The sequence below is a fragment of the Mycobacterium sp. GA-1841 genome, from assembly GCF_001954135.1.
Lineage (GTDB): Bacteria > Actinomycetota > Actinomycetes > Mycobacteriales > Mycobacteriaceae > Mycobacterium.
In genome coordinates this window covers 23030-44035 of the sequence record NZ_MBEQ01000076.1, presented here as the reverse complement: position 1 = coordinate 44035, position 21006 = coordinate 23030, and the positions used below count along the sequence as shown (strand labels likewise).

Annotated in this window: 27 protein-coding genes; 8 read left to right on the top strand and 19 right to left on the bottom strand. The window is 67.4% G+C overall.

The window, feature by feature from the left end:
* Both A5740_RS19015 and A5740_RS19010 read left to right on the top strand, forming a co-directional pair.
* The coding region (locus A5740_RS19015) for a biotin/lipoyl-containing protein (RefSeq protein WP_139335221.1) at positions 1 to 321 on the top strand (321 nt) is incomplete at its 5' end.
* Between the two features lie 100 nt (positions 322 to 421).
* A complete protein-coding gene (locus A5740_RS19010) occupies positions 422 to 754 on the top strand; it encodes a hypothetical protein (RefSeq protein WP_076196520.1) in 333 nt (110 codons plus the stop codon).
* Between the two features lie 42 nt (positions 755 to 796).
* Here the strand turns inward: A5740_RS19010 and A5740_RS19005 are convergent, their stop codons facing one another.
* Positions 797 to 1354, bottom strand: coding sequence for an NTP transferase domain-containing protein (locus A5740_RS19005; protein WP_076196518.1), 558 nt, complete (start codon positions 1352 to 1354; stop codon positions 797 to 799).
* A gap of 210 nt (positions 1355 to 1564) precedes the next feature.
* Here A5740_RS19005 and A5740_RS19000 point away from each other — a divergent pair, with 210 nt between their 5' ends.
* The gene (locus A5740_RS19000; RefSeq protein ID WP_175616293.1) at positions 1565 to 1987 is read left to right on the top strand and encodes an STAS domain-containing protein; all 423 of its coding nucleotides are present in this window, start codon (positions 1565 to 1567) and stop codon (positions 1985 to 1987) included.
* Here the strand turns inward: A5740_RS19000 and A5740_RS18995 are convergent.
* Both A5740_RS18995 and A5740_RS18990 read right to left on the bottom strand, forming a co-directional pair.
* Complete coding sequence (locus tag A5740_RS18995) at positions 1958 to 2680, bottom strand: RNA polymerase sigma factor SigF (RefSeq protein ID WP_254849250.1); 723 nt, start codon at positions 2678 to 2680, stop codon at positions 1958 to 1960. The genes A5740_RS19000 and A5740_RS18995 overlap by 30 nt on opposite strands.
* Positions 2681 to 2706: 26 nt before the next feature.
* Positions 2707 to 3141, bottom strand: a complete 435-nt coding sequence (locus A5740_RS18990) for an ATP-binding protein (RefSeq protein ID WP_076196514.1) — start codon at positions 3139 to 3141, stop codon at positions 2707 to 2709.
* 203 nt (positions 3142 to 3344) lie between these two features.
* On the opposite strand from A5740_RS18990, the gene A5740_RS18985 reads away from it, so the two are divergent.
* Positions 3345 to 3890 (top strand): DUF6328 family protein, encoded by a 546-nt coding sequence (locus A5740_RS18985; protein WP_076196512.1) that lies wholly within the window; start codon positions 3345 to 3347, stop codon positions 3888 to 3890.
* On the opposite strand, the gene A5740_RS18980 is transcribed toward A5740_RS18985, so the two are convergent.
* Positions 3858 to 4844, bottom strand: a complete 987-nt coding sequence (locus tag A5740_RS18980; RefSeq protein WP_076196510.1) for an LLM class F420-dependent oxidoreductase — start codon at positions 4842 to 4844, stop codon at positions 3858 to 3860. The two genes, A5740_RS18985 and A5740_RS18980, sit on opposite strands and share 33 nt — an antisense overlap.
* A gap of 51 nt (positions 4845 to 4895) precedes the next feature.
* Between A5740_RS18980 and A5740_RS18975 the strand changes: the two genes are divergently transcribed.
* A complete protein-coding gene (locus tag A5740_RS18975) occupies positions 4896 to 5240 on the top strand; it encodes a hypothetical protein (RefSeq protein WP_076196529.1) in 345 nt (114 codons plus the stop codon).
* An 87-nt stretch (positions 5241 to 5327) separates the two neighbouring features.
* On the opposite strand, the gene usfY is transcribed toward A5740_RS18975, so the two are convergent.
* The 4 genes from usfY to A5740_RS18960 form a co-directional block, all read right to left on the bottom strand.
* Positions 5328 to 5636, bottom strand: a complete 309-nt coding sequence (gene usfY, locus A5740_RS18970) for a protein UsfY (protein ID WP_076196508.1) — start codon at positions 5634 to 5636, stop codon at positions 5328 to 5330.
* Between the two features lie 145 nt (positions 5637 to 5781).
* On the bottom strand, positions 5782 to 6039 hold the full coding sequence (locus A5740_RS18965) for a Rho termination factor (RefSeq protein WP_076196528.1): 258 nt from the start codon (positions 6037 to 6039) through the stop codon (positions 5782 to 5784).
* Between the two features lie 35 nt (positions 6040 to 6074).
* Positions 6075 to 6230 carry a DUF6131 family protein gene (locus A5740_RS28475; RefSeq protein ID WP_139335220.1) on the bottom strand — a complete coding sequence of 52 codons (156 nt, stop codon included), beginning with the start codon at positions 6228 to 6230 and terminating at the stop codon, positions 6075 to 6077.
* Positions 6231 to 6237: 7 nt separating this feature from the next.
* A complete protein-coding gene (locus tag A5740_RS18960; RefSeq protein ID WP_076196506.1) occupies positions 6238 to 6471 on the bottom strand; it encodes a hypothetical protein in 234 nt (77 codons plus the stop codon).
* Positions 6472 to 6765: 294 nt separating this feature from the next.
* Here A5740_RS18960 and A5740_RS18955 point away from each other — a divergent pair, with 294 nt between their 5' ends.
* Positions 6766 to 7194 carry an STAS domain-containing protein gene (locus A5740_RS18955; RefSeq protein ID WP_076196504.1) on the top strand — a complete coding sequence of 143 codons (429 nt, stop codon included), beginning with the start codon at positions 6766 to 6768 and terminating at the stop codon, positions 7192 to 7194.
* A gap of 14 nt (positions 7195 to 7208) precedes the next feature.
* On the opposite strand, the gene A5740_RS18950 is transcribed toward A5740_RS18955, so the two are convergent.
* Positions 7209 to 7577: an ATP-binding protein gene (locus tag A5740_RS18950; RefSeq protein ID WP_139335219.1), complete on the bottom strand. Its 369-nt coding sequence runs from the start codon at positions 7575 to 7577 to the stop codon at positions 7209 to 7211.
* A 208-nt stretch (positions 7578 to 7785) separates the two neighbouring features.
* Here A5740_RS18950 and A5740_RS18945 point away from each other — a divergent pair, with 208 nt between their 5' ends.
* Positions 7786 to 8805: a DNA topoisomerase IB gene (locus A5740_RS18945; protein ID WP_076196502.1), complete on the top strand. Its 1020-nt coding sequence runs from the start codon at positions 7786 to 7788 to the stop codon at positions 8803 to 8805.
* A 16-nt stretch (positions 8806 to 8821) separates the two neighbouring features.
* On the opposite strand, the gene A5740_RS18940 is transcribed toward A5740_RS18945, so the two are convergent.
* Genes A5740_RS18940 through A5740_RS18900 form a run of 9 tightly spaced genes read right to left on the bottom strand, consistent with a single transcriptional unit; the run spans position 8822 to position 18823 of the window.
* Complete coding sequence (locus A5740_RS18940) at positions 8822 to 10114, bottom strand: UDP-glucose/GDP-mannose dehydrogenase family protein (RefSeq protein ID WP_076196501.1); 1293 nt, start codon at positions 10112 to 10114, stop codon at positions 8822 to 8824.
* Positions 10111 to 11079, bottom strand: a complete 969-nt coding sequence (locus A5740_RS18935; RefSeq protein ID WP_076196526.1) for a glycosyltransferase family 9 protein — start codon at positions 11077 to 11079, stop codon at positions 10111 to 10113. The genes A5740_RS18940 and A5740_RS18935 overlap by 4 nt, the downstream gene beginning before the upstream one ends.
* A complete protein-coding gene (locus tag A5740_RS18930; protein WP_076196500.1) occupies positions 11076 to 11762 on the bottom strand; it encodes an SDR family oxidoreductase in 687 nt (228 codons plus the stop codon). The genes A5740_RS18935 and A5740_RS18930 overlap by 4 nt, the downstream gene beginning before the upstream one ends.
* Positions 11763 to 11777: 15 nt before the next feature.
* A complete protein-coding gene (gene rfaE2, locus A5740_RS18925; protein WP_076196499.1) occupies positions 11778 to 13142 on the bottom strand; it encodes a D-glycero-beta-D-manno-heptose 1-phosphate adenylyltransferase in 1365 nt (454 codons plus the stop codon).
* The gene (locus tag A5740_RS18920) at positions 13135 to 13731 is read right to left on the bottom strand and encodes an SIS domain-containing protein (protein WP_076196498.1); all 597 of its coding nucleotides are present in this window, start codon (positions 13729 to 13731) and stop codon (positions 13135 to 13137) included. The genes rfaE2 and A5740_RS18920 overlap by 8 nt, the downstream gene beginning before the upstream one ends.
* Positions 13732 to 13736: 5 nt before the next feature.
* The gene (locus A5740_RS18915) at positions 13737 to 14762 is read right to left on the bottom strand and encodes a glycosyltransferase family 9 protein (RefSeq protein WP_076196497.1); all 1026 of its coding nucleotides are present in this window, start codon (positions 14760 to 14762) and stop codon (positions 13737 to 13739) included.
* Between the two features lie 10 nt (positions 14763 to 14772).
* On the bottom strand, positions 14773 to 16260 hold the full coding sequence (locus tag A5740_RS18910; protein WP_076196496.1) for an HAD-IIIA family hydrolase: 1488 nt from the start codon (positions 16258 to 16260) through the stop codon (positions 14773 to 14775).
* Positions 16257 to 17870: a carbamoyltransferase C-terminal domain-containing protein gene (locus tag A5740_RS18905; protein WP_076196495.1), complete on the bottom strand. Its 1614-nt coding sequence runs from the start codon at positions 17868 to 17870 to the stop codon at positions 16257 to 16259. Before A5740_RS18905 ends, A5740_RS18910 begins: the two co-directional genes overlap by 4 nt.
* Before the next feature lie 8 nt (positions 17871 to 17878).
* A complete protein-coding gene (locus A5740_RS18900) occupies positions 17879 to 18823 on the bottom strand; it encodes an NAD-dependent epimerase/dehydratase family protein (RefSeq protein WP_076196494.1) in 945 nt (314 codons plus the stop codon).
* A gap of 40 nt (positions 18824 to 18863) precedes the next feature.
* Here A5740_RS18900 and A5740_RS18895 point away from each other — a divergent pair, with 40 nt between their 5' ends.
* Complete coding sequence (locus A5740_RS18895; RefSeq protein WP_175616292.1) at positions 18864 to 19766, top strand: glycosyltransferase family 2 protein; 903 nt, start codon at positions 18864 to 18866, stop codon at positions 19764 to 19766.
* A gap of 5 nt (positions 19767 to 19771) precedes the next feature.
* Here the strand turns inward: A5740_RS18895 and A5740_RS18890 are convergent, their stop codons facing one another.
* Entirely contained in the window at positions 19772 to 20995 is a 1224-nt protein-coding gene (locus A5740_RS18890) for a glycosyltransferase (RefSeq protein ID WP_076196493.1), read from the bottom strand.
* Positions 20996 to 21006 lie beyond the last annotated feature (11 nt).

Genomic DNA, 21006 nt, shown 5'->3' with positions numbered 1-21006 from the left:
GTCGGCTTTGTGGGGGGGGGGGGGGGGGGGGGCGCCGCCGCCCCCGGTGTCGTGCGGAAGAAGCCGAAGGCCCGCAAGCGCGGCGGCGGTGGCGGTGCGGCGGCCTCCGGTGACTCGGTGACCGCGCCGATGCAGGGCACCGTGGTCAAGGTCGCCGTCGAGGAAGGCCAGGAAGTGGCTGCCGGCGACCTGGTCGTGGTGCTGGAGGCCATGAAGATGGAGAACCCGGTGACCGCCCACAAGGACGGCGTCATCACCGGTCTGGCCGTCGAGGCCGGTGCCGCCATCACTCAGGGCACCGTGATCGCCGAGATCAAGTAGACACATCCGTCGAGTGGCCACTTATGGCACGGATTCTCGTGAATCCGGTGCAGTAAGTGGCCATTCGGCTTTGTGTCCGTGACGGCACTGTGGAGGCCTGATGGAACCCGTCGAGATCAACAACGGCCAGTGGTATCTGCGTGGCCTACGAGCCGACGACCGCGTCGACGACCGGCCCGCGCTGGCCGACCTGGGCGAGGACGACCTGGACTATGTCCACGACGCCGAGGACGGCTGGAACGACGACACCCGCTACACCTGGGCCGTGTGCGAGCCGACCACCGGTGAACTGCTCGCCGAGGTCATCCTCGACCCCGTCACGGGATTCTTGAGCAGCCGCGGCCGGCCCGGCTTCGAGGACGCCGCCGCGATATCCGAGGACACCGTGCGCCGGTACGCCGCGGCCGTGCTCGGGCTGGAAGTGCACACCTGATTTTCCCGACGGTGGCTATGCGTTCCGGTGACTCCCGTCGCGTCAACGCTCGTCGATGTCGAGGCCGGTGGCCAGATCACCGCACTCCACGATGACGACGTCGTCGCGGCCACGCAGAAATCCCCTGGCGCCCTGATCGCCCTGCAGTGTGGTGGTGAGCGCTGCGAGGTGCCGGCGGGCCACGACGACGGGATGACCCGGCCGCCCGCCGTATCCGGCGCGGGCCAGGCCAGAGCCGGCCTCTCGTGCCGCGCCCAGCACCCGGGCCACCACATCGGCCCCGACGTCGGGGGTGTCGACGGTATGCAGGACGACCCATTCGGCGGCGCCCGCGGCCGCCAGCCCGTCACGCACGGAGGCGCTCATCCCCTCGGCCCAGCGTTCGGCCAGCACCGCACGCGCCGGCTCGGGCACGTCCACCACTGCGGCTCCCAGCACCACGATCACGTCGTCACACCCACCTTCTGCCAATGCGGCGACCGCTCGCCTGAGCCAAAGCCCTTGCTCGGCAAGGATTTTCGGCATCCCGAACCGGCGACCTGCGCCGGCGGCCAGCACGATACCGGCGATGGCCCCGATGTTCGACCTACCATTCGACATACCGGTAAGTCTGCCTGTGACGTCCGGGCACCTGAGCAGGGCTTAAGAATCCGGCCGGACAATTGTCGGGTGACATTGATCGCGGTAGGGTTCGAGACAGGTTGAGTTCACAGCCGGGGCGCGTTGTCGACAGCCCGGGAACTTGCACCATCGTCGACTGACGCCGCACCAACAGTACGAATACATGTATTACGACTGATGGAGCCACACATGTCTGTCATACCAGCAAATGTCCTGACCAACCACTCCGAGGACTCACCCGCCGCATTCGCGAACCGTCGTTTGCCGCCCGGGACGGCGGTGATCAGCGCTCGAGGCGAGATTGATGCCGCCAACGCCACCGAGTTCGCCGACTACGCCGTGCGCAACAGCGCCGAGGCCGAGCGGCTGGTGATCGATCTGGCGAACATCGAGTTCTTCGGTACAGCAGGATTTTCCGCCCTCAGAACCATCGCGGACCACTGCTCGGCCGGCGCCGTCGACTGGGTGTTGGTGCCCAGTAAATCCGTCAACCGGCTGCTACGGATCTGCGACCCCGATTCGGGGATGCGCTCGTGCTACAACGTCGCTGCGGCACTGTCCGCGCTGAACGGCAAGACACCGTTACTGCAGCTGGTCACGAAGTCGCGCTAACGATTTCGCCAGCAGCCGCGAGACGTGCATCTGTGACACGCCGACCCGTTCGGCGATCTGCGTCTGCGTCATGGATTCGAAGAACCGCAGAACCAGCACAGTGCGCTCCCGCTCGGGCAGCTGAGCCAGCAACGGCCGCAGCGTCTCTCGATTGTCGATCTGGTCCAGACCGGAATCCATGTCGCCGAGGGTGTCGACGATCGCCGGGGCGTCCTCGTCGCCACCGCCACCGCTGTCGATCGACAGGGTGTTGTACGAACTGCCCGCGACGAGGCCCTCGACCACCTCTTCACGGTCCATGTCCAGTTCGGCGGCCAGTTCGGAGGCCGTCGGCGCACGCCCCAACCGCTGGGACAGTTCAGCCGTCGCCGCCCCCAGCCGCAGATGGAGTTCTTTGAGCCGGCGCGGCACTTTGACCGACCAGCTGTTGTCGCGGAAATGACGGCGAACCTCGCCCATGATCGTGGGCACCGCGAAGGACACGAAGTCCGACCCTGCTTCCACGTCGAACCGGTTCACCGCGTTGACGAGGCCGACACGCGCCACCTGCACGAGGTCCTCGCGGGGCTCCCCACGACCGTCGAAACGTCGCGCTATGTGATCGGCCAACGGGAGGCAGCGCTGCACAATCCGCTCACGCTGGCGTTCGAATGCCGGCGCGTCCTCGGACAGTTCGCTGAGTTCGCGAAACATGTCGCGAACGTCTGCATATTCCGAACTCACCGCAGCAGGCTCGCTCGCCTCGTCGTCAGACTGATGCCGAACACCTTGCCGGTGTCGGGGCCGTTACCGTCGGCGAAGGTCTTGACCTCGTCGGTCAGCGAGCTGAGCACATGCCAGCTGAAGCTTCCGGGCTCGACCACCGCAGCACCCGCGCAGGTGGCCGAGGCCGTGATCACCACAGCGTCCTCGCCCGGCTCGATGTTCAACTTCAGATTCGACTGCGGTAGCGCCGCGCGGATCAACGCCGTGCAGGCCTCGTCCACGGCCAATCGCAGATCGGCGACGACGTCGAAGTCGAGGTCTTCGAAAGTTGCCACCGCAGCCACCAGCGTGCGCACCACAGCCAGGTTCTCGAGCCTGGCGGCAACCCGAATTTCCACCGACCGCTCCGTGCGGTTCGTCTGCTTCAGTTGGCCTGGTTCGTCGGCCATCTCACCTCCCGGCGTCTCGGAGCGACAGTATCGTAGGCGCGGCGTTCGACTCACGACACCATCCGATGACACGACTTCAATCTCGACTTCTGCACTGCGGCGTATTCTCCTGCACCCTAGCCTCATCCCACACAGATTCCCGCCAGGGATGCCCATCCGTCCGCTGCGGGAAACCTGTTCAGGACGTGGGATTATCTTCAGGTATGGACCCGGACCGTCCCGAACTGGACCAGCGCTGGGATCGCAGTGCCCGCCACGAGACGGAAGCCGAGCGGCTCGATCGCAACTGGACCAGTTTGCTGCAGGAGCTGCGGGTGGTGCAGACCGGCGTGCAATTGCTCACCGGCTTCCTGTTGACCTTGCCCTTCCAGGAGCACTTCCCGATGCTCGACAAGTCCATGCGGATGGTGTACCTGGCGACGGTCGCCTGTTCGGTGGCTGCCACCGGGCTGCTGATCGCCCCGGTCGGCATGCATCGCCTGCTTTTTCGCCGACACCGGCTGAACCTGTTGGTCTCGGCCGCCCACCGGTGCGCATTCACCGGCCTGTTGTTGCTCGGTCTCGCCATGGCCGGGGTCGCCGAGTTGATCTTCGACACAGTCGCCGGCCGCGAGGCCGGCATCGTTGCCGGCACCCTCGCGCTGCTGCTGTTCATCAGCATGTGGCTGGTGGTGCCGTTGGCGATGCGGCTCGGCGAGCCGATGACGACGGGAGGCTCAGTCCAGCTCGGCCCGCAACGCCGCGAGTAGCGGTGTGGCGGCCTCGTCGAGGAATCGCTGCTGCCCCTCGTCACCGATCTGCACCAGGGCGATATCGGTGAAACCGGCCTTTCGGTACGGCGCCACGGCCGCGACGATGGCATCCAGGTCGGGACCGCAGGGGATCGCCTCGGCGACATCTTCGCGGCGCACGAACCGGGTCGCCGCGGCAAATCCTTCCGGCGTCGGCAGATCCGCATTGACCGACCAGCCGCCGCCGAACCAGCGGAACTGGTTGTACGCCCGGTCCACCGCGGCCTCCCGGTCGGGATCCCAACACACCGGGATCTGCCCGATCACCTTTCCGTGGGGCAGCAGACCGGTCGCCTGGCGACGTTGCTGCCAGCCATCGACGATCTCGGAGTCAGGGGCGACGTTGATCAGGTGGTCGGCCGCCACCGCCAGCTTTTCGACTGCTTTCTGACCGGACATCGCCACCGCGATGGTGAGCGGGTCCTCGGGGAGATCCCAGATGCGCGCTGAGCTCGCCTCGAAAAACTCGCCTCGGAAGTCGATGAGGTCGCCGGTGAGAAGCTCACGGATCAGCTTGATCGCCTCGGCGAGCATGTCATGGCGACGGTCGATGGTGGGCCAGCCCTTGCCGACCACGTGTTCGTTGAGGTTCTCGCCGCTACCCAGCCCCAGGGTGAACCGGCCGTCGGCGAGAATCTGCACGGTGGCCGCCTGCTGAGCGACGACCGCCGGGTGATAGCGGATCGTCGGGCAGGTCACGTAGGAATACAGCTGCACGCTGTCGGTGGCATGGGCCACCGCGCCCAGCACCGGCCACGCGTTGGGAGCGTGGCCCTGACTGGCCAACCAGGGACTGTAATGGTCGCTGCAGACCTCGAAGTCGAAGCCCGCCTGCTCAGCTGACATCGCATAGTCGACGAGCTGACGCGGTCCGCTCTGCTCGGTCATCAGGGTGTATCCGAATCTGGCCATGCCGCCTGGGTAACCCGTGCAGAACTGGCCAAAACTGGGTATGCGATGGCCATGACCGAATCACAGACGGTGCAGGCGCCGCCGGACGAGCAGCGGCCGGTACGTACTTCGATGACATGGATCCTGGCCATACTGACCATCCCCGCCGCCATCGCGGTGTTCCTTTACGGCATGGGCGCGGTGATGAGCATGGCCGGCTGCACAGGCCCGGCCTGCGCGTACAAAGGGCCCGGGGAATTCTGGTTCGGGGTGTTGTTCTACGGAGCGCCCGTGGTGCCGGTGGTGACGATCCTGTTGGCGATGTTCACCTCCCGCTGGCGCTACAGCGTGGTGGTACCGATCATCGGGTTGGTACTTCTGGCAATCGATTTCGCGATCCTGGCCGCCACCTTCTGATCCCTGCGCTGAGCCCGCCCCGAGGCTCAGCCGACAGCGAGACACAGACCCGGCCGTGCAGACGGCCGGGTCGTCTGGCGGCTGGGTTCAGCTACTGGGGTGCTGCCTCATGACGCCGGGATGATCGGTGTACCAGCGATCCTCGATGCGGCGGACCCTCATGTGCTCGATCGCCAGCCACATCGATCCGATGAGGAAGCCGGCCGCGGACAGACCACCGACGGTGAACCCGACATCGGAGTTGCCGGTGGCGAACGCGGCCAGGGTGCTGACGAACAACACCAACGACATCAGGATCAGGACCACCGCCGGCATGATGACGTTGTCCTTCATCGACTCACCGGCATGCGGCCGGGTCGTCCGGGCGTGGTCGACCGGATCTTTCGGACCCTTCATGGCTGCTCCTTCCCGCCATTCTCGCCCTACCTGCCCTAACGGGCTGTCTCCACGGTAGATCGCCCCCGCGCCTCTGGCCAGAGGTCTGTGCCCAGGCAAGAAACGACCCCGCTGCCGGTGGCAGCGGGGTCGCGGGACAGCTCGATCAGTGATCGCGAAGCATGCCGATCAGCTCGCCCTTGTTCTTGTCGGAATATCCTTTGATACCAAGCTCTTTGGCCCGGCGCTTCAGATGATCGACCGTCCAGTCGTCATAGGAGCCGGACTTTCCGCCCGAGCGTCCGACATTCGAACGACCCCGGGCGGCAGCGGCATTGGAGATTCGCGCCGCCTTCTCCTTGGAATTACCTTCGTCTCGCAGCTCCTCGTAGAGCTTCTCGTCCTTGATCGACGAATTCGGCATCATGCACCTCCCTTGTTGTCACTACCAGCCTTGCGTCAATACCAGCTTCGACGGCCCGCGACTGGGCGCCCGATCATGCCGAGCAGCCAGAACACGGCCCCGATCACCAGCAGGATCACGCCCACCACCCAGAGCAGGTAGACGTCGAGGATCAGGCCGAGAATGAGCAGAATTGCCCCGAGCACAATCATGACAACCTCACTTCACGACGGCGATGGAATCCATCGCACTGGGTTGCGGCAAACGGCATTCGTCCACCTTCGGATTGACGCCCGCATAGTTCAACGGCCCGGCGAGGACCGTGAGCGCAATGGCGCCGGCAGTTGCACAGTTCGTTGATCCGCCATGGAAATAGTCGCGCTGCCAGGCCGCGACTACGCCGATCAGCAACCAGATGAGCACGAGCGTTCCCAATAATCCACCGATCCTCATGACGCGTGGACTACCCGATTGACGTCTCGGTCAAACCTGCGGCCACTCCCCCAGAAAACCGCCTCGACGTCCGGATTACGCGCGAAAGTTCGCCGGAAAACTAAAGGTTCCTGAGAAACGGGAAGATCGATTGTTGCCAGTGAAGATCGGGCGTAAAGTCCACTTCAGGTTGAGTTCACAGCCGCCCGGAACGTCATCGAGTGACAGGGCCCGCAAACTCCCTGCACCTCAGGGTTTGAGCCCACAGAGCCTGATCGTGACGTGACCACAGTGTTTCTACTGAGGGAGTCACAAATGCCGACAATCAGTGTCGCAAGGCGAACTACCACGGCAGCCCACGATCATGTTCGTGCGCAGTTCGACACGCAATGGCTCTGGCCGGCCACCGCAGTGGTCAACGTCCATGGCGAGCTGGACGCGTCGAACGCCGCGGAGTTGAGCGAAAACGGAACCCAGCACGCTCGGCCGAGCGGCCAACTGGTGCTGGACATGACGGCGGTGAGATTCTTCGGCGCCTGCTGTTTCGCCTGTCTTCACACGATCAATGTCCGGTGTGCCGGCGCGAACATCGACTGGGTGTTGATTCCCGGCGGCGCGGTCTCACGGGTGCTGCGCATCTGCGACCCCGAAGGCACCCTGCCGGTCTCCACCGACCTACCCGCCGCGCTGACGCAGCTGCGCAGTCAACCTCGACAGCTGGAATTGGTGGATCTCGATCGCTGACGACGTGCCGGCTCTCACCGCCGGACGGTCAGGGCGATGCCGAATACCGTCCCCGGGCAACCATTGTCGCTCCCGTCAATACCTTCGGCGAGAATGTCGACGCGATCGACCAGCGCTTCCAGGACCCGCCGGCTGAAGCCGCCGAGAGCCGGCGGAACCGGATCGTCCACTGCGGCGTCGCATACCGTCGACAACCGAACGATCACCTCGTCCTCGTTCGGCTCTTCGGTGAGCGTGAGCACAGCACCCGCGGCGGCCATGTCGATCAACGCCGTGCAGGCTTCGTCGACCGCCAGAGCCAACTCGGCAGCCGTCTCGGTATCCAAACCCTCGTAGTTGGCCAGCGTGTCGGTCATCGTTCGCACCACCGCCAACGCGTCCACGTGAGCCGGCACCTTCAGTTCGACAGCTCGCGATCTGCGCGTGTGATCGTATCCGGGTCGGGGTATCCGCTCGCCGTGAAGCAGAGTCAAGACCGGACGCTTGCGGCAGTGCCGGCGGGCTTCCTCCTTGCCCGACCCGAAGCCGTCCGACAATGACATATTCGCCGCGTACCCACCGGCCTCCGGGCGCTAAACCAAAGTGTCCGCAATGAGATTGCGCCGTAGCATCGTCCGCGGCCCGGGGATTCAACGAGTACGCCGCGGCCGCGGGTTCACCTACCGCGACGACACCGGCACCACGGTTACCGATGCCGCCACGCTGCAACGTATCGAGGACCTGGTGATCCCTCCGGCCTGGAAGAGCGTCTGGATCTGTTCGTACCCGAACGGGCACATCCAGGCGGTCGGCACCGATATCGCCGGCCGCCGCCAGTACCTCTACCACACCCAGTGGCAGGAAGAGCGCGGCGAGGAGAAGTTCGACCGCGTCCTGGAAATGTCAGGCTCCCTTGCCGATTGGCGCAGCGGTATCGCGACCGACCTTCGCCGTCGTGGACTGACCCGCGCCCGGGTGCTGGCACTGGGACTGCGTCTGTTGGACCTCGGGTACTTCCGGGCCGGTGGCGACCAATACGCCGAGGAGAACAACTCGTTCGGTATCGCCACCCTGTTACGTGAGCACATCACGATGCGCCCGGATGCGGTCGAGTTCGACTACCCGGCCAAGAGCGGTGTGCGACGCACCCTACGAGTCGAGGATCCGGCGGTGGCCCGCGCCGTCCGCTCGCTCCAGCGCAGCCGTGCCGACGGTGAGCGCCTGTTGGCCTACCGGCAGTCCTCCGAGTGGATCGACGTGCACGCCGAGGATCTCAACATCCGGTTCAAAGAGATGGTGGGCGACGACTACACGGTGAAGGATCTGCGAACCTGGCACGGTACGGTGCTGGCCGCCGAGGCGTTTGTCGATGCCGATCCACCGGTCGACGACAAGGTGATCAAGCGGGTGGAATCGGCGGTGATGCGCGAGGTTTCCGAGGCGCTGGGCAACACTCCGGCGGTGGCCCGCAGCGCCTACGTCGACCCCCGGGTGGTGGAGGCCTACCGAGACGGGATGACCATCGCCGCCGGGGTACGCCGCGCGGCGCGAGTGCGCGACAGCGACAAGCGGCAGACGATCCTGGAGGGCAGCACTGCCCGGATGATCCGAAAGGTGGGCCGACGAAAATGACCTTCCGATCGGCAGGTCAAAATCCGTTCGGTCGGCCGTTGCCGAGGTAGCGCAACCCGGTGTCGGTCACCCTCGACGCATCGAGCACGTTGCGGGTGTCGACCACCACCGCCGACGGGGCTTGTTCGGCGATGCGAGGCCAGTTCAGGTCCGCGAACTCCGGCCATTCCGTGAACACCACGATCGCGTCGGAATCCTTGGTGGCCAGATATGGATCGTCAGCCGTCGTGATCCCGGCCCGGCGCACCGCCCTGGGGTTCAGCGCGTCCAATCGTGGGTCGTATCCGGTGAGCTGGGCACCGCTGCGGCCGAGTTCGGCGCCGACCGCCAAGGCTGGGGAATCCCGCAGATCGCAGGTCCCCGCTTTGAAGGTGAGACCGAGGACGGCGATCCGCGCCTCGGACAGCGGGACCGACATCGTCTGTCGCAGGGTGTGCCGGATCCGTTCGGCCTGCGCGGCGTTGGTCGTACACGCCGAGGACACCTCGCCGAGCTCGACGCCATGGCTGCGGGCCGTGTGCAGCAGCTCGGCGGTGTCCTTCGGCAGGCAGGAGCCACCCCAGCCGGGGCCGGGGGCCAGGAAGTGCGGGCCGATCCGGACATCGGCGCCCATGCAGCGGGTGACATCGTCGATATCGGCCCCGACCTGGGAACACAGGCGCGCCAGTGAGTTGGCGTACGAAATCTTCACGGCCAGAAAGGCGTTGCTGGCATACTTGGCCAACTCCGCGCTCTCCGGGCTCATCCGCAGCATCGCGCCGCCCACGGTCCCGTAGAGTCGCTCGACGGTCTCGGCCGCGTCGTCGTCGTCGGCTCCGATCAGGATCCGGTCCGGATGGCGGAAGTCGTAGACCGCATGACTTTCGCGCAGGAACTCCGGATTGGAGACCGCACGAACCTGCCGGCCGCCCAGCCGCTCGGTCACCCGCCGGGTGGTGCCGACCGGCACCGTCGACTTCATCGCCAGCACCGACCCCGGACGCAACACTCCGACCAGGTCCTCGACGACGGCGTCCACAGCGGTCAGGTCGGCCGAACCGTCCTGTCCGCTCGGCGTGGGCACGCAGACGAACACCACGTCCCGGTCCGCCAAGACACCACAGTCCCCGCTGAATCTCAGTGTGCCGGAACGCAGCCCGGACTCCAGCAGCTCCGCCATCCCGGGTTCGTCGAGCGGTGTGATCCCGTTGGCCAACCGACCCACCCGGTCGCTGTCGATGTCGACACACACCGTGTCGTGCTCCCGCTCGGCCAGACACACCGCGGTGGTCAGGCCGACGTAGCCGGCACCCACGACGCCGACCTTCATGTCGACTCCCCCAGCACCTGATGCACCGCGTCGAGCACGCGCGGCACGGTGATCAACAACAACCCGCGGTGCGGTTCGGCGCCGTGCGGATCTCCGCAGTCCCCGGCCCACAACGCCACGTGCGGTCCCTCGCCGCGCGGCCCCCACCGGCTCGGCGGGGTGGGACCGAACAACAGCACCGACGGGGTTCCGGTCGCGGTCGCAACATGACCCACCCCGGTGTCCCCGCAAATCAACAATCGGCTGTCGCTGATCAGCGCGACCAGCTCGAGAATATCGAGACTGCCTGCCAACATGGCGGATTCGGGAAGGCCGGCCTGCTCGACGACGCTGGAGGCCAGGTCCGTCTCGTTGGCATCGCCGGTCACCACGACTTCGTGTCCGGCCTCACGTACCGCGGCTGCCACCGCCGCGTACCGCTCCGCGGGCCATCGGCGGGACCCGAATGCCGCACCGGGGTGGATCACCACCACACCCGATCGGTCGGGGTACCCCGCAGGCCGGTCGATCGCCAGATCCTGTGGATCACAGTTGATGCCGTGCCACTCCATCAGATGACACCAGCGGTCGACCTCGTGCAGATCGGCGCGCCAGGGCGGCCCGGCCAGTTCCGGAAAGCCGGAATGGCGATGACTCAACACCGTCTTCGGTTGCAGGGCGAGCAGATCGGCGATGCTCTCGGGGCCGCTGCCGTGCAGGTTCACCGCCATGGCCGGCGCCCGGCGGGGATGAAGGTGACCCAGCCCCGGGGTGGGGTCGATGTCGGTGACGGCGCCGGACAACATCGCCAGGTCACGGAACCGCTCCGGCGCGGCCAGCACGATCCGCTCGGACGGATACGTGCGTCGCAGACCACGAAGCGCCGGGATGCCCGTCATCAGGTCCCCGAGACCCAATGCGCGCAGTACGAAGATCTCGTCGGCGTCCGAATCACGTTGCGTGGCAACATCGGGCGCGACGGTCATGGCCACGATGACTCCGTGGAGGCGCACACCACGAGTTCCCGCACCTCGCATCCGGCGGGCTGAGACAGGGCGAACACCACGGTCTCGGCCACATTGGCCGGCTCGTTGAGCAAGGCATCGGCCGGGGGTTTGTACTGGTCGTCGCGTCCATCGAAGAACGGGGTGTACATTCCGCCGGGAATCAAGGTGGTCACTCCGACCTCGCCGGCCAGTTCGGCAGCCAGGGCGCGGGTGAAGCCCACCACCGCGAACTTGGAGGCACAGTATGCCGTTGCATCGCTGACCGCCTTGATGCCGAGCGTCGAGGCGACCGTCACGATCCGTCCGCCACTGGCTTTCAGAAACGGCAGCGCCGAGCGGATCACCGAGACGGTGCCGAACAGGTTGACGTGCACCACCCGCTCCCAGTCCTTGGCCGGGACATCGGTGAGCTTCCCGCACGAATCGATACCCGCCGCGGTGAACACCCCGTCGACGACACCACCGGCTCGCTCGGCCAAGGCCCGCACCGCGGCGTCCACCGCCTCGGTGTCCGCCAAGTCGGCGCGCTCGAAGTCCACGTCCCCGGCGGGCGCGTTCCGATCGATGACCAATGGTTTGCCACCATGGCGCACAACGGCTTCCACCGTCGCGGCACCGAGACCCGAGGCGCCGCCGGTGATGATGATATTGCCCAGTTTCACGAAAGACCCCTTCGGTCACGACCGCATCGCGGCGATCAGCTTTGACGATGAGTAACCGGCAACCGTCGGCAGTAAAACCACTTCCCCGCCGTGATTTCGCACCACCGATGCCTCCGGCAGATCCGCCTCTGTGTAGTCGCCGCCCTTGACCCACACATCCGGACGCAGTTGTTCCAGTTGCTGTTCGGGCGAGGACTCGTCGAAGATCACCACGGCGTCGACGCAGGCCAGTGCGCACAACACCCGCGCGCGGTCGGCCTGCGACATCACCGGCCGGCTGGGCCCTTTCAGAGCGCGCACCGAAGCGTCGGAGTTGAGCAACACCACCAGGGCGTCCCCCAACTGGCGGGCCTGGTGCAGCAGCCGTACGTGCCCGGTGTGCAGCAGGTCGAAGCATCCGCCGGTGGCGACGAGCCTGCCGCCGCGCCGGCGCAACCGCTCCCGCACCTCGGTGACGTCAGCGAGAATGGCGGTGAATTCGGCGGATACGCCGCCGATGGCGCCGATCCGGCCCGGTCTCGAAACGCCCACTGCGCCGCCGGTGGCGACGAACCGGCTTGCCGCGTCGACAGCCTCGCCGACCGCGTCGACGATCGACCGGCCGTCGGCCAGAGCCAGCGTGGCCGCCACCGCGAATCTGTCACCGGCACCACAGGTGTCCGAACGTGCCGAACCCGCGACGTTCGAACTGGGCACCGAAATGTTGGTCACCCGACCGTCGTCGGTGGACACCGTCGCGCCCCGCTCACCGAGCGTCACGCTGACTCCCCGGGCACCCCATTGGCGGCGGAGGTGCTCGGCCGAAACAGATTGAGCTTCAGCTTGGTTCGGGGTGACCAGCCAACACCCGGGAACCGGAGCCGCCCCGCGCGGGTGCGGATCCCACACCAGCGGGACCCGCGCAGCGGTGCGTTCGAGCTCACGACGCAGGCCTGGATGGGCACTCACACCGTGGCCGTAATCGGCCACACAGACCGCACGGGCCTCGCCGAGCACGGCGGCCACCGGCGCCGGGAGCTCCTGCCCTCCGGCGATCCCGTCCCCGTGGTCGAGACGCAGCATCGACTGCCCCGACGCACGAATCCTGGTCTTGCACACCGTGGCACCGGCCATCGGCAGGGCCACCACGGTGACCCCGGCACCGGCGAGCAGTTCGGTGAGTCGTCGACCGTCGTTGTCGTCGGCGACGGCCGTCACCAACACCACGTCGGATTCCACCCGCGCGGCCAGCACTGCCGCCAGACCGGCCCCACCGGGCCGCTGCCAGACCCGGTCGGCGTCGACGACCGGCACCGGCGCTTCGGGGCTCAGCCGGGTGGCGTTGCCTTCGATGTCCACGTCGAGCATGCTGTCGCCGACGATCACCAGCGGCCTAGTCATCGGCGCCTCCCGGGTGTGCCGGCATGCTGCCGTTCTGCCGCAGCGCGTCGTCGAGGGCGATGCACAACGAGTGGACCAGCAGCAGATGGATCTCCTGGACGGTGGCGGTGCTCGGTGCCTCCACGCACACGGCGTCATCGCACATCGCCGCCAAGGGATTGGGCGCCGGACCGGTCAGCGCCCACGAGGTCAACCCCGATTCGTGAGCGGCCTTGACCGCGGCCAGAACGTTGGGGCTCGTCCCGCTCGTGGACAACGCCACCAGCACATCGCCGCTGCGGCCGTGCGCCCGCACGCCGCGGGCGAACATCTCGTCAATCCCGTAATCGTTGGCCACCGCGGTGAGTGCCGAGGTATCGGCGTGTAAGGAGATGGCCGACAACGGCATTCGTTCGTCACGGAAGCGGCCCACCAGTTCGGCGGTCAGATGTTGCGCCTCGGCGGCGCTCCCTCCGTTGCCGCAGGCCAACAACCGACCGTCACCGGTGAGCACCTCGGCAAGGTGGCGTCCCCAGCCGGTCAACCTGGGGGCCTCGGCGTCGACACGTTCGACCGCCTGGGCCAACGCCGCGATGTGTTCTGCAATCATCGTTTCTACCTCCCACTCGTTGCGCCGAGTCGTTCCACCGCCGCCACCAGTGCGGCATCGCTGATCCCGTCCAGACAGGGATGGCCGGGAACCGGGCAGGTGCGGGCCCGGGTGCCGCGGCACGGCGCAGTTTGATCTCCGAGCAGCACGACCTGACGCGTGTACGGGCGCCACTGTGTCGCGGGCACCACCGGTGCGAACAACGACACCACGGGAACTCCCACGGCGGCAGCCAGATGCGCTGGGCCGGTATTGGGTGCGACAACGACGGCCGCGCCGGCATAGACACCGGCCAACGTGGCCAGGGTGGTCGCCCCACCGAGGTCGACCGCGACATCGCCGGCTACCTCTGCGGTGAGCTCCCGTTCGGCTTCGCCACCGGACACCACGACGCGGTGGCCCGCGGTGGCCAGGGCCCGGACCATCTGGGCACTGCGGTCCGGGCTCGGTTGCCGGGCCGGTACCGCCGCACCCGGGTGAAACACCACATACGGTGCGGTGCCGATCTTTTCGGTCAGCTCCGCCGGTAGCGCCTGGGGTATTTCGACTCGCAGCAAGCCGGCGTCGCCGGCGGGTGGTTCGATACCGGCGGCGCGAACCAGCGACAGGGCCCGCTCGGGCTCGGGGACACCGGGCTCGACGTGATGGCGAAGGTCGAGCAGGGTGCCGGGATAGTCCTCGCAGATCGCGCCGACCCAATTGATCTCGGCCATCCGGCACAGCAGCGCCAGCGGCAGCGGGGACTGATGGAACGAGGTGAAGACGAAAACCCGATCCGGCGCCAGGTCACGGAGCTGCTTGAGCAACGCGGCGACGTGATCCGAGGTCAGTTCGGGCGAATCGAAATCCACCCAGGGCGCCTGCCATTCGATGACGTCGTCCACCCCGGGCAGCAACTCGGCGGCGGCCCGGCCGCGCGGTCCGGCCAGGAAGGTGACCGAGTCGTGCGCGGCGGCGACGGCACGCACCGCTGGGCCGGTGATCAGCACGTCACCGGCACTGTCCAGCCTGGCCACCAACGCCCGGGTCATCCTCGCCTCCTCATCGCGCGTCCTTGAGCACCAGTGCCACCGCGGCCTGCAGCGTCGGCGCCACCCGGGCGCGACGGTGGGCGTGGGTGATCTCCTGCGGCAGCGTCCGTTCGGTGGGGACCAGCACCGCATCGGCTGCGGCCGACAACGCGGCCTGCACATCGCCACCGGTGTCGCCGATCAGCACGCAACGCGACGGGTCGACCCCGAGTTCCTCGGCGGCCGCCCGGACCATGCCGGGTTCGGGTTTGCGACACGCGCAGCCGTCCCCGGCATCGTGCAGGCAGACCTGCCACGAGTCGAACGGCCCCAACAACTCGTCCACCCGCGCGTTCACCGCGTCGAGTTGTCCCGTGCTGATCAAACCCTTGGCAACACCCGACTGGTTCGTCACCACAGCAAGCAACAGGCCCCGTTCCCGAAGCCGATCGAGCGCAACGGCCGCCCCGGTCACCGGTCGGACACCGGCGGGATCACTGAGGTAGGGGCCGTCCTCGATGATCGTGTCGTCGCGGTCCAACAACACGGCCAGCGGTGGATCACGATGGGCGGCACGGAATTTCCACTCGCCGACGAGCCGATGAGCCACCGCCACCGGCGGGATCACCACACTCGTGACGAGCATGCGCACGGCTTCGCCGACCGTATGCCGCCCGGCCAGGAAGCGGCGCACGGCGAACTCCACGGTCATCCCCGACCATGCGGCAAACGCCCACCTCGAGACGGCACGATGGCGCAGCACCGACGACAGCAGTGCCACCACCCCGGCCGCGGTGGTCAGCAGATGAGCCGGCAGGCGGCCCCGGCCTTCGCCGATCGCCGGTCGCCACCCGCGGCCGAACTTGCGCCGCAGCAGCGCATCGTCACGGTTGCCCCGTTGTGCGCGCACGCTGCTCGTGAACGTCGCCGATGCGACCGGATGTCGGGTACGCCGCGCTCCCGACACGATGTGATGGCCGGCCATGGTGATCCGCAGTCCCAGGTCCGAATCTTCCCGGTAGGCGCGGGGAAATCGTTCGTCGAACCCACCGACCTGCACCAGTGCCGAACGCTGGTAGGCCATGTCTGCGGTGATCCACCGGGCGTCGGCCAGGCGCTGGGTGCGCCGCTCGTCATCGGTGCTGCGCCGGCCGGGCCGGACCGGCACATCGATGACCGCCTGGGAACCGGCAGCACCGCACTCCTCGGCGGCGCGCAGGTCCTCGGCCAGTGCGGCCGTCCATCCGGGATGAGGCAGCACGTCGTCGTCGAGAAAACAGACCCATCGCGATCTCGCATGCCGCCAGCCGACATTGCGCGCCGCGGCCGGTCCCCGTCCGCCGCTGTGCAACACCGTCACCGGAAGGCGGGCCACGATCAGCAACGGTGGGTCGGGCCGGGCCCGGTCGTCCACCACGACGACGGCGTCGGGCGCCGGACCCTCGGAGCGCTCCAGCGCGGTCAGCAACCGCTGCAGGGACGGCCGGCCGATGCTGGGAATCACGATGGTGTAGCTCATCTGGGCCTCCGCACCACGTACGGTCCGATCGCCAGCAGATCGATCGGTGCGCTGCCGAAGCACTCCAGTGCGTCGCGTGGACTGTCGACCATCGGACGGCCCGCGGTGTTGAAGCTGGTGTTGACCACCACCGGCACCCCGGTGCGATGGGCGAACCGGTCGATCGTGGCGTACATCAATTCATCGGCCGGGTCGATCGTCTGGATGCGGGCGGTGCCGTCGACATGGGTGACCGCCGGGATCCGGGACTGCCAGTCGGGGTCCACGTCGTGCACGAACAGCATGTACGGGCTGGGAATCGGCCCGCCGGAGAAGATTTCGGCGGCCCGGTCGGCCAGCACCATCGGTGCCACCGGCCGGAACTGCTCGCGACCTTTCACGGCGTTGAGCCGGTCCAGGTTCTTCTTGCTGCGCGGGTCGGCCAGCAGGGACCGCCGGCCCAGGGCCCGGGGGCCGAACTCTGAACGGCCCTGGAACCAGCCGATCACCTGGTCGTCGGCGAGCGCGTCCCCGACGACGGCAGCCAGGTCGTCGGGCCGGTCATGCGGGACGGCGGCCTCGGTCAGCACCGCACCGATCTCCTCGTCGGTCCAACCGCGGCCCAGCGCCGCCGACGGCATCGGAGTGAGTGGCTCGCCCGCCTCGGCGGCCAGCGCCAGCGCCGCACCGAGCGCGGTGCCGGAGTCACCGGCGGCCGGCTGCACCCAGATGTTGCGGAAGATCCCACTGCGGTGCAGCCTGGAGTTTGCCACACAGTTGAGTGCCACTCCCCCGGCCAGGCAGAGATTCTCGTGTTCGGTGCGGGCGCGCAACCAGCCCACCAGTTCGAGCAACACCTCCTCGAGCACCTGTTGCACGCTGCACGCCAGATCCACCCGGTCGTCCCACCCGCTGCCGAATGCCGACCAGTCCACCGCCTCGGTCCGGAAACCGCCGTCACCGGTGGCGTGGACCAGTTCGCGGAACTGGTCGGCGAACCGCGGTTTCCCGTAGGACGCCATCGCCATCACCTTGTACTCGTCGCTGGAACGTTTGAAGCCCAGATGTTGGGTCAGGTCCTCGTACAGCAGGCCCAGCGAATGCGGGAGTGACTGGCTGGCCAGCACATCGAGCTTGTGGTCGGTGTATTCACCGGCCAGCATCGAGGTGCGCTCTCCGCGACCGTCGACGACGAGTACCGCACAATCCGGATGCGGTGAGGCCAGCGCACTGGACGCGGCGTGCGCGACGTGGTGGCGCACGAACTGCACCACCGATGAATCCAGGCCCGGCATCGCCGATTCCAGAAACCGCGGCGCCCGTTCGGCATAGAGCGTGCGGAGGTACTCCCAGTCGCGATCCAGGCCGGCGGTGTCGGAATCACCCTCGCCCATCAACCGCGGGTCGTAGGAGTATCCGACCGCATCGATGTCCGACGGTGACAGGCCGGCCTGCTGTAGGCACCAGCGCGCCGACTGCACCGGCAACTCCCAGGTCGAAAAGGCCACGGCTTCCTTGCCGTGCTTGCGCCGGGTGAACCGTTCTTCTTCGGCGGCGGCGACCACCTGTCCGTCGACCACGAGCGCGGCGGCCGGATCGTGGAAAACCGCGTTGACTCCGAGTATCCGCACGTATCCTCCTAAAGCCCTTGCCGGGCAAACCATTCCAGTGTTGTCGCGAGCCCGTCCTGACAGTCGATACGTGGCTGCCAGCCCAGCTTCCGGTGCGCTTCGGTGATGTCAGGGCAACGCCGTTGCGGATCGTCGACGGCCGCGGCCACGAACTCGATCGGTGAATCGCTGTGGGCCAGGGACTTGATGATCTCGGCGATCTCCAGCACCGACAGCTCCCGCGGATTGCCGATGTTGATTGGCCCGGCGCAGTCGCTTCGGGCCAGTGCCATCATCGCCTCGACGGTGTCGTCGACATGACACAGCGAGCGGGTCTGCCGGCCGGTGCCGTGCACGGTGAGCGGTTCACCCGCCAACGCCTGACGGCAGAACGTGGGCACGATCCTGCCGTCGTCCCCACGCATCCGCGGGCCATAGGTGTTGAACAGCCTGGCCACCGCGGTATCGGTCGACCGCTCACCGCGGTAGGCGAAGGTCAACGCCTCGGCGAACCGCTTGGATTCGTCGTACATGCTGCGCGGGCCGACCGGATTGACGTTGCCCCAATAGGTTTCGCGCTGTGGATGTTCCAGCGGATCTCCGTACACCTCGCTGGTGGAGGCGAGCACGAACCGGGCGCCGCACCGGTCGGCGATATCCAGGGCGTTGGCGGTCCCCAACGCACCGGTGCGCATGGTCTGCACCGGCATCCGCTGGTAGTCGACCGGGGACGCCGGGGAGGCCAGGTGGAACACGGTGTCGACGTAGGGCATGTCGGTCAGTGGGCTGGTGATGTCGTGGCGGACGAATCGGTATCCGGTCTCCTCGGCCAGCAGGTCTTCGGCGCCCGGTGCGCTGGTGGACAAGTCGTCGACGGCGAGCACTTCGACGTCGTCGTCGAGCAGCCGCCGGCACAGGTGGCCGCCCACGAAGCCGGTACCACCGGTGACCAGAGCCCGTTTGAGTTCACGCATGCGCGTTTTCCTCTCGCCGTAACGGGTAGTTCGCCCGGTTATGACTGCTCCGGAACCCACCGACCTCCAGGCCAAGATGTCGTTCGTGATCGCCAGCCGCAATCGCGCCGACGAGCTGACCACCGTGGTCGACCGACTGCTCGAGACCACCGCGTGCCCGGTCATCGTGGTGGACAACGACTCCGACGATCACTCGGTACCCGCGATGCGCGCCGTCGCCGCGCGGTCGGCAGACCGGGTCACGCTGCTCGAACTCGGGACCAACCTCGGCGCGGTGGCCCGCAATGTCGGTGTGGCCGCCTGCCGTACCCCGTATGTCGCGTTCTGCGACGATGATTCGTGGTGGGAGCCCACCGCCCCGGCGCTCGGTGCGCAGATCTTCGATCAGTTTCCACAGATCGCGGTGCTGGCCGCACGCACCGAGGTGTGGCCGCAGCGACGCGACGACCCCATGGTGGCGCAGCTGGCCAACAGCCCGTTGGGACATCGCGCCGACTTGCCGGGTCCGTCCATTCTCGGCTTTCTGGCCTGCTCGGCCATGGTGCGCAAGTCCGCGTTCGAGACCGCGGGTGGATTCAGCCCGATCCTGCATTTCCGGGGCGAGGAAACGCTGTTGGCGCTGGATCTGGCCGCCTCCGGGTGGGACCTCTGCTATTGCGCCGAACTCACCGCGATCCACCATCCTTCGGTGCACCGGCCGCCGACCGCCGCCCAGGATGCCCGCAGCGTCCGCAACGCGGTCCTGACCACCTGGCTGCGGCGACCGCTGCCGCACTGTGCCCGCGCGTCGTTGCAACTGCTGACGGCGGCGACCCGCGACACCGAGCATGCCCGGGCCGCCATCGAAGCCGCCGTGCGGCTGCCGGCGGTACTGACCCACCGTCGGCGCCTGCCATCCACCCTCGAGCAGGCGTTGGCGATTCTGGAGGACGGTCATCACTGACTCCGTCAGCCCGACGACGATACGGTGGCGGCGGGCGGCAGGTACGCCGACGGCTCCAGCCGGTCGTAGACCCGCAGGGTGTCCGCGGCGATCCGGTCCCAGGAGTAGCGTGACCGGGCCCGATCACGTCCGGCGGCGCCGAGGCCCTGCCGACGGAAGTCGTCGCGCAACAACGAGTTCAACGCATCGGCCAGCAGGTCCGGCCGTTTCGGCGGCACCAGTCGCCCGGTGACGTCGTCGACCACGGTGTCCAACATTCCGCCTACCGCCGATGCGACGACGGGGACGCCACAGGCCATCGCCTCCAGCGGCACGATGCCGAACGGCTCGTACCATGGCGTGCACGCCACGATGTCCGCCGAGCGCAACACCGCGGGCATTTCCGCGCGGTCGACCGAGCCACACAACTTGACCCGGCCCGCCACGCCGACCTGCTCCGCCAGCTGAAGCAACCGGCCGGCCTCGGGGTCACGAGCGAGTTCGGCCCGTGGTGGACCGCCCACGATCACCAATTCCGTCTCCGGCACGGTGGCCAGTGCGCGGATTGCCAGGTCAAAGCCTTTGCGCGGAACAAATCTGCCGACGCTCACGATGCGGTGCGGCGCGCGGCGACGCAGGTGCGGCCCGTCGGGGGTGAACAGATCCAGATCGACCCCACACGGCACCACCGAGGTCCGCGACCGCGACCGCCCCAGCCTCATCAACTCGAAGACCTCGTCGGTGCACGTCGCCGCCACCCAGGTGGCCCCGCGGGCCACCATCGCTTCCAATTTGAGGCGCTCGGGGGGACTGGTGTCATCGGCTCCCTGGTGCCGGCGCTTGACCACGCCCAGGGCATGGAAGGTTTGCACCGCGGGCAGATTGAGATGTCGGGCCGCCAGCTGACTGGCCACACCCGACATCCAGAAGTGGGCATGCACGACGTCGGGACGGTCCTCTGTCCAGCTGGCGTCGAGGAATCGGGCGAACTCGCCCATGTAGTGCAAGAGTTCATCTTTGGGGATGCGCTCGGCCGGGCCGGCCGGCACGTGTACCACGGTGTAACCATCGGGAGTCTTGACCCGCGGAGGTAAGTCAGGATCGTCTCGGCGCGTGTAAACGGTGACCCGATGACCCCGCCGGGTCAAGGCGGCAGACAGCGCGGCCACATGCACGTTCTGGCCGCCCGCGTCCACGCCGCCAAGTGCCGCCAACGGGCTGGCGTGCTCGGAAACCATTGCGATCTTCATTCACTCCTCCT

Excerpts from the sequence above, each read along its gene's own strand:
- A5740_RS19010 (WP_076196520.1), top strand. The coding sequence starts at position 422 with ATGGAACCCGTCGAGATCAACAACGGCCAGTGGTATCTGCGTGGCCTA.
- A5740_RS19005 (WP_076196518.1), bottom strand. The coding sequence starts at position 1,354 with ATGTCGAATGGTAGGTCGAACATCGGGGCCATCGCCGGTATCGTGCTG.
- A5740_RS19000 (WP_175616293.1), top strand. The coding sequence starts at position 1,565 with ATGTCTGTCATACCAGCAAATGTCCTGACCAACCACTCCGAGGACTCA.
- A5740_RS18995 (WP_254849250.1), bottom strand. The coding sequence starts at position 2,680 with ATGTTTCGCGAACTCAGCGAACTGTCCGAGGACGCGCCGGCATTCGAA.
- A5740_RS18990 (WP_076196514.1), bottom strand. The coding sequence starts at position 3,141 with ATGGCCGACGAACCAGGCCAACTGAAGCAGACGAACCGCACGGAGCGG.
- A5740_RS18985 (WP_076196512.1), top strand. The coding sequence starts at position 3,345 with ATGGACCCGGACCGTCCCGAACTGGACCAGCGCTGGGATCGCAGTGCC.
- A5740_RS18980 (WP_076196510.1), bottom strand. The coding sequence starts at position 4,844 with ATGGCCAGATTCGGATACACCCTGATGACCGAGCAGAGCGGACCGCGT.
- A5740_RS18975 (WP_076196529.1), top strand. The coding sequence starts at position 4,896 with ATGACCGAATCACAGACGGTGCAGGCGCCGCCGGACGAGCAGCGGCCG.
- usfY (WP_076196508.1), bottom strand. The coding sequence starts at position 5,636 with ATGAAGGGTCCGAAAGATCCGGTCGACCACGCCCGGACGACCCGGCCG.
- A5740_RS18965 (WP_076196528.1), bottom strand. The coding sequence starts at position 6,039 with ATGCCGAATTCGTCGATCAAGGACGAGAAGCTCTACGAGGAGCTGCGA.
- A5740_RS28475 (WP_139335220.1), bottom strand. The coding sequence starts at position 6,230 with ATGATTGTGCTCGGGGCAATTCTGCTCATTCTCGGCCTGATCCTCGAC.
- A5740_RS18960 (WP_076196506.1), bottom strand. The coding sequence starts at position 6,471 with ATGAGGATCGGTGGATTATTGGGAACGCTCGTGCTCATCTGGTTGCTG.
- A5740_RS18955 (WP_076196504.1), top strand. The coding sequence starts at position 6,766 with ATGCCGACAATCAGTGTCGCAAGGCGAACTACCACGGCAGCCCACGAT.
- A5740_RS18945 (WP_076196502.1), top strand. The coding sequence starts at position 7,786 with ATGAGATTGCGCCGTAGCATCGTCCGCGGCCCGGGGATTCAACGAGTA.
- A5740_RS18940 (WP_076196501.1), bottom strand. The coding sequence starts at position 10,114 with ATGAAGGTCGGCGTCGTGGGTGCCGGCTACGTCGGCCTGACCACCGCG.
- A5740_RS18935 (WP_076196526.1), bottom strand. The coding sequence starts at position 11,079 with ATGACCGTCGCGCCCGATGTTGCCACGCAACGTGATTCGGACGCCGAC.
- rfaE2 (WP_076196499.1), bottom strand. The coding sequence starts at position 13,142 with ATGACTAGGCCGCTGGTGATCGTCGGCGACAGCATGCTCGACGTGGAC.
- A5740_RS18920 (WP_076196498.1), bottom strand. The coding sequence starts at position 13,731 with ATGATTGCAGAACACATCGCGGCGTTGGCCCAGGCGGTCGAACGTGTC.
- A5740_RS18915 (WP_076196497.1), bottom strand. The coding sequence starts at position 14,762 with ATGACCCGGGCGTTGGTGGCCAGGCTGGACAGTGCCGGTGACGTGCTG.
- A5740_RS18910 (WP_076196496.1), bottom strand. The coding sequence starts at position 16,260 with ATGAGCTACACCATCGTGATTCCCAGCATCGGCCGGCCGTCCCTGCAG.
- A5740_RS18900 (WP_076196494.1), bottom strand. The coding sequence starts at position 18,823 with ATGCGTGAACTCAAACGGGCTCTGGTCACCGGTGGTACCGGCTTCGTG.
- A5740_RS18895 (WP_175616292.1), top strand. The coding sequence starts at position 18,864 with ATGACTGCTCCGGAACCCACCGACCTCCAGGCCAAGATGTCGTTCGTG.
- A5740_RS18890 (WP_076196493.1), bottom strand. The coding sequence starts at position 20,995 with ATGAAGATCGCAATGGTTTCCGAGCACGCCAGCCCGTTGGCGGCACTT.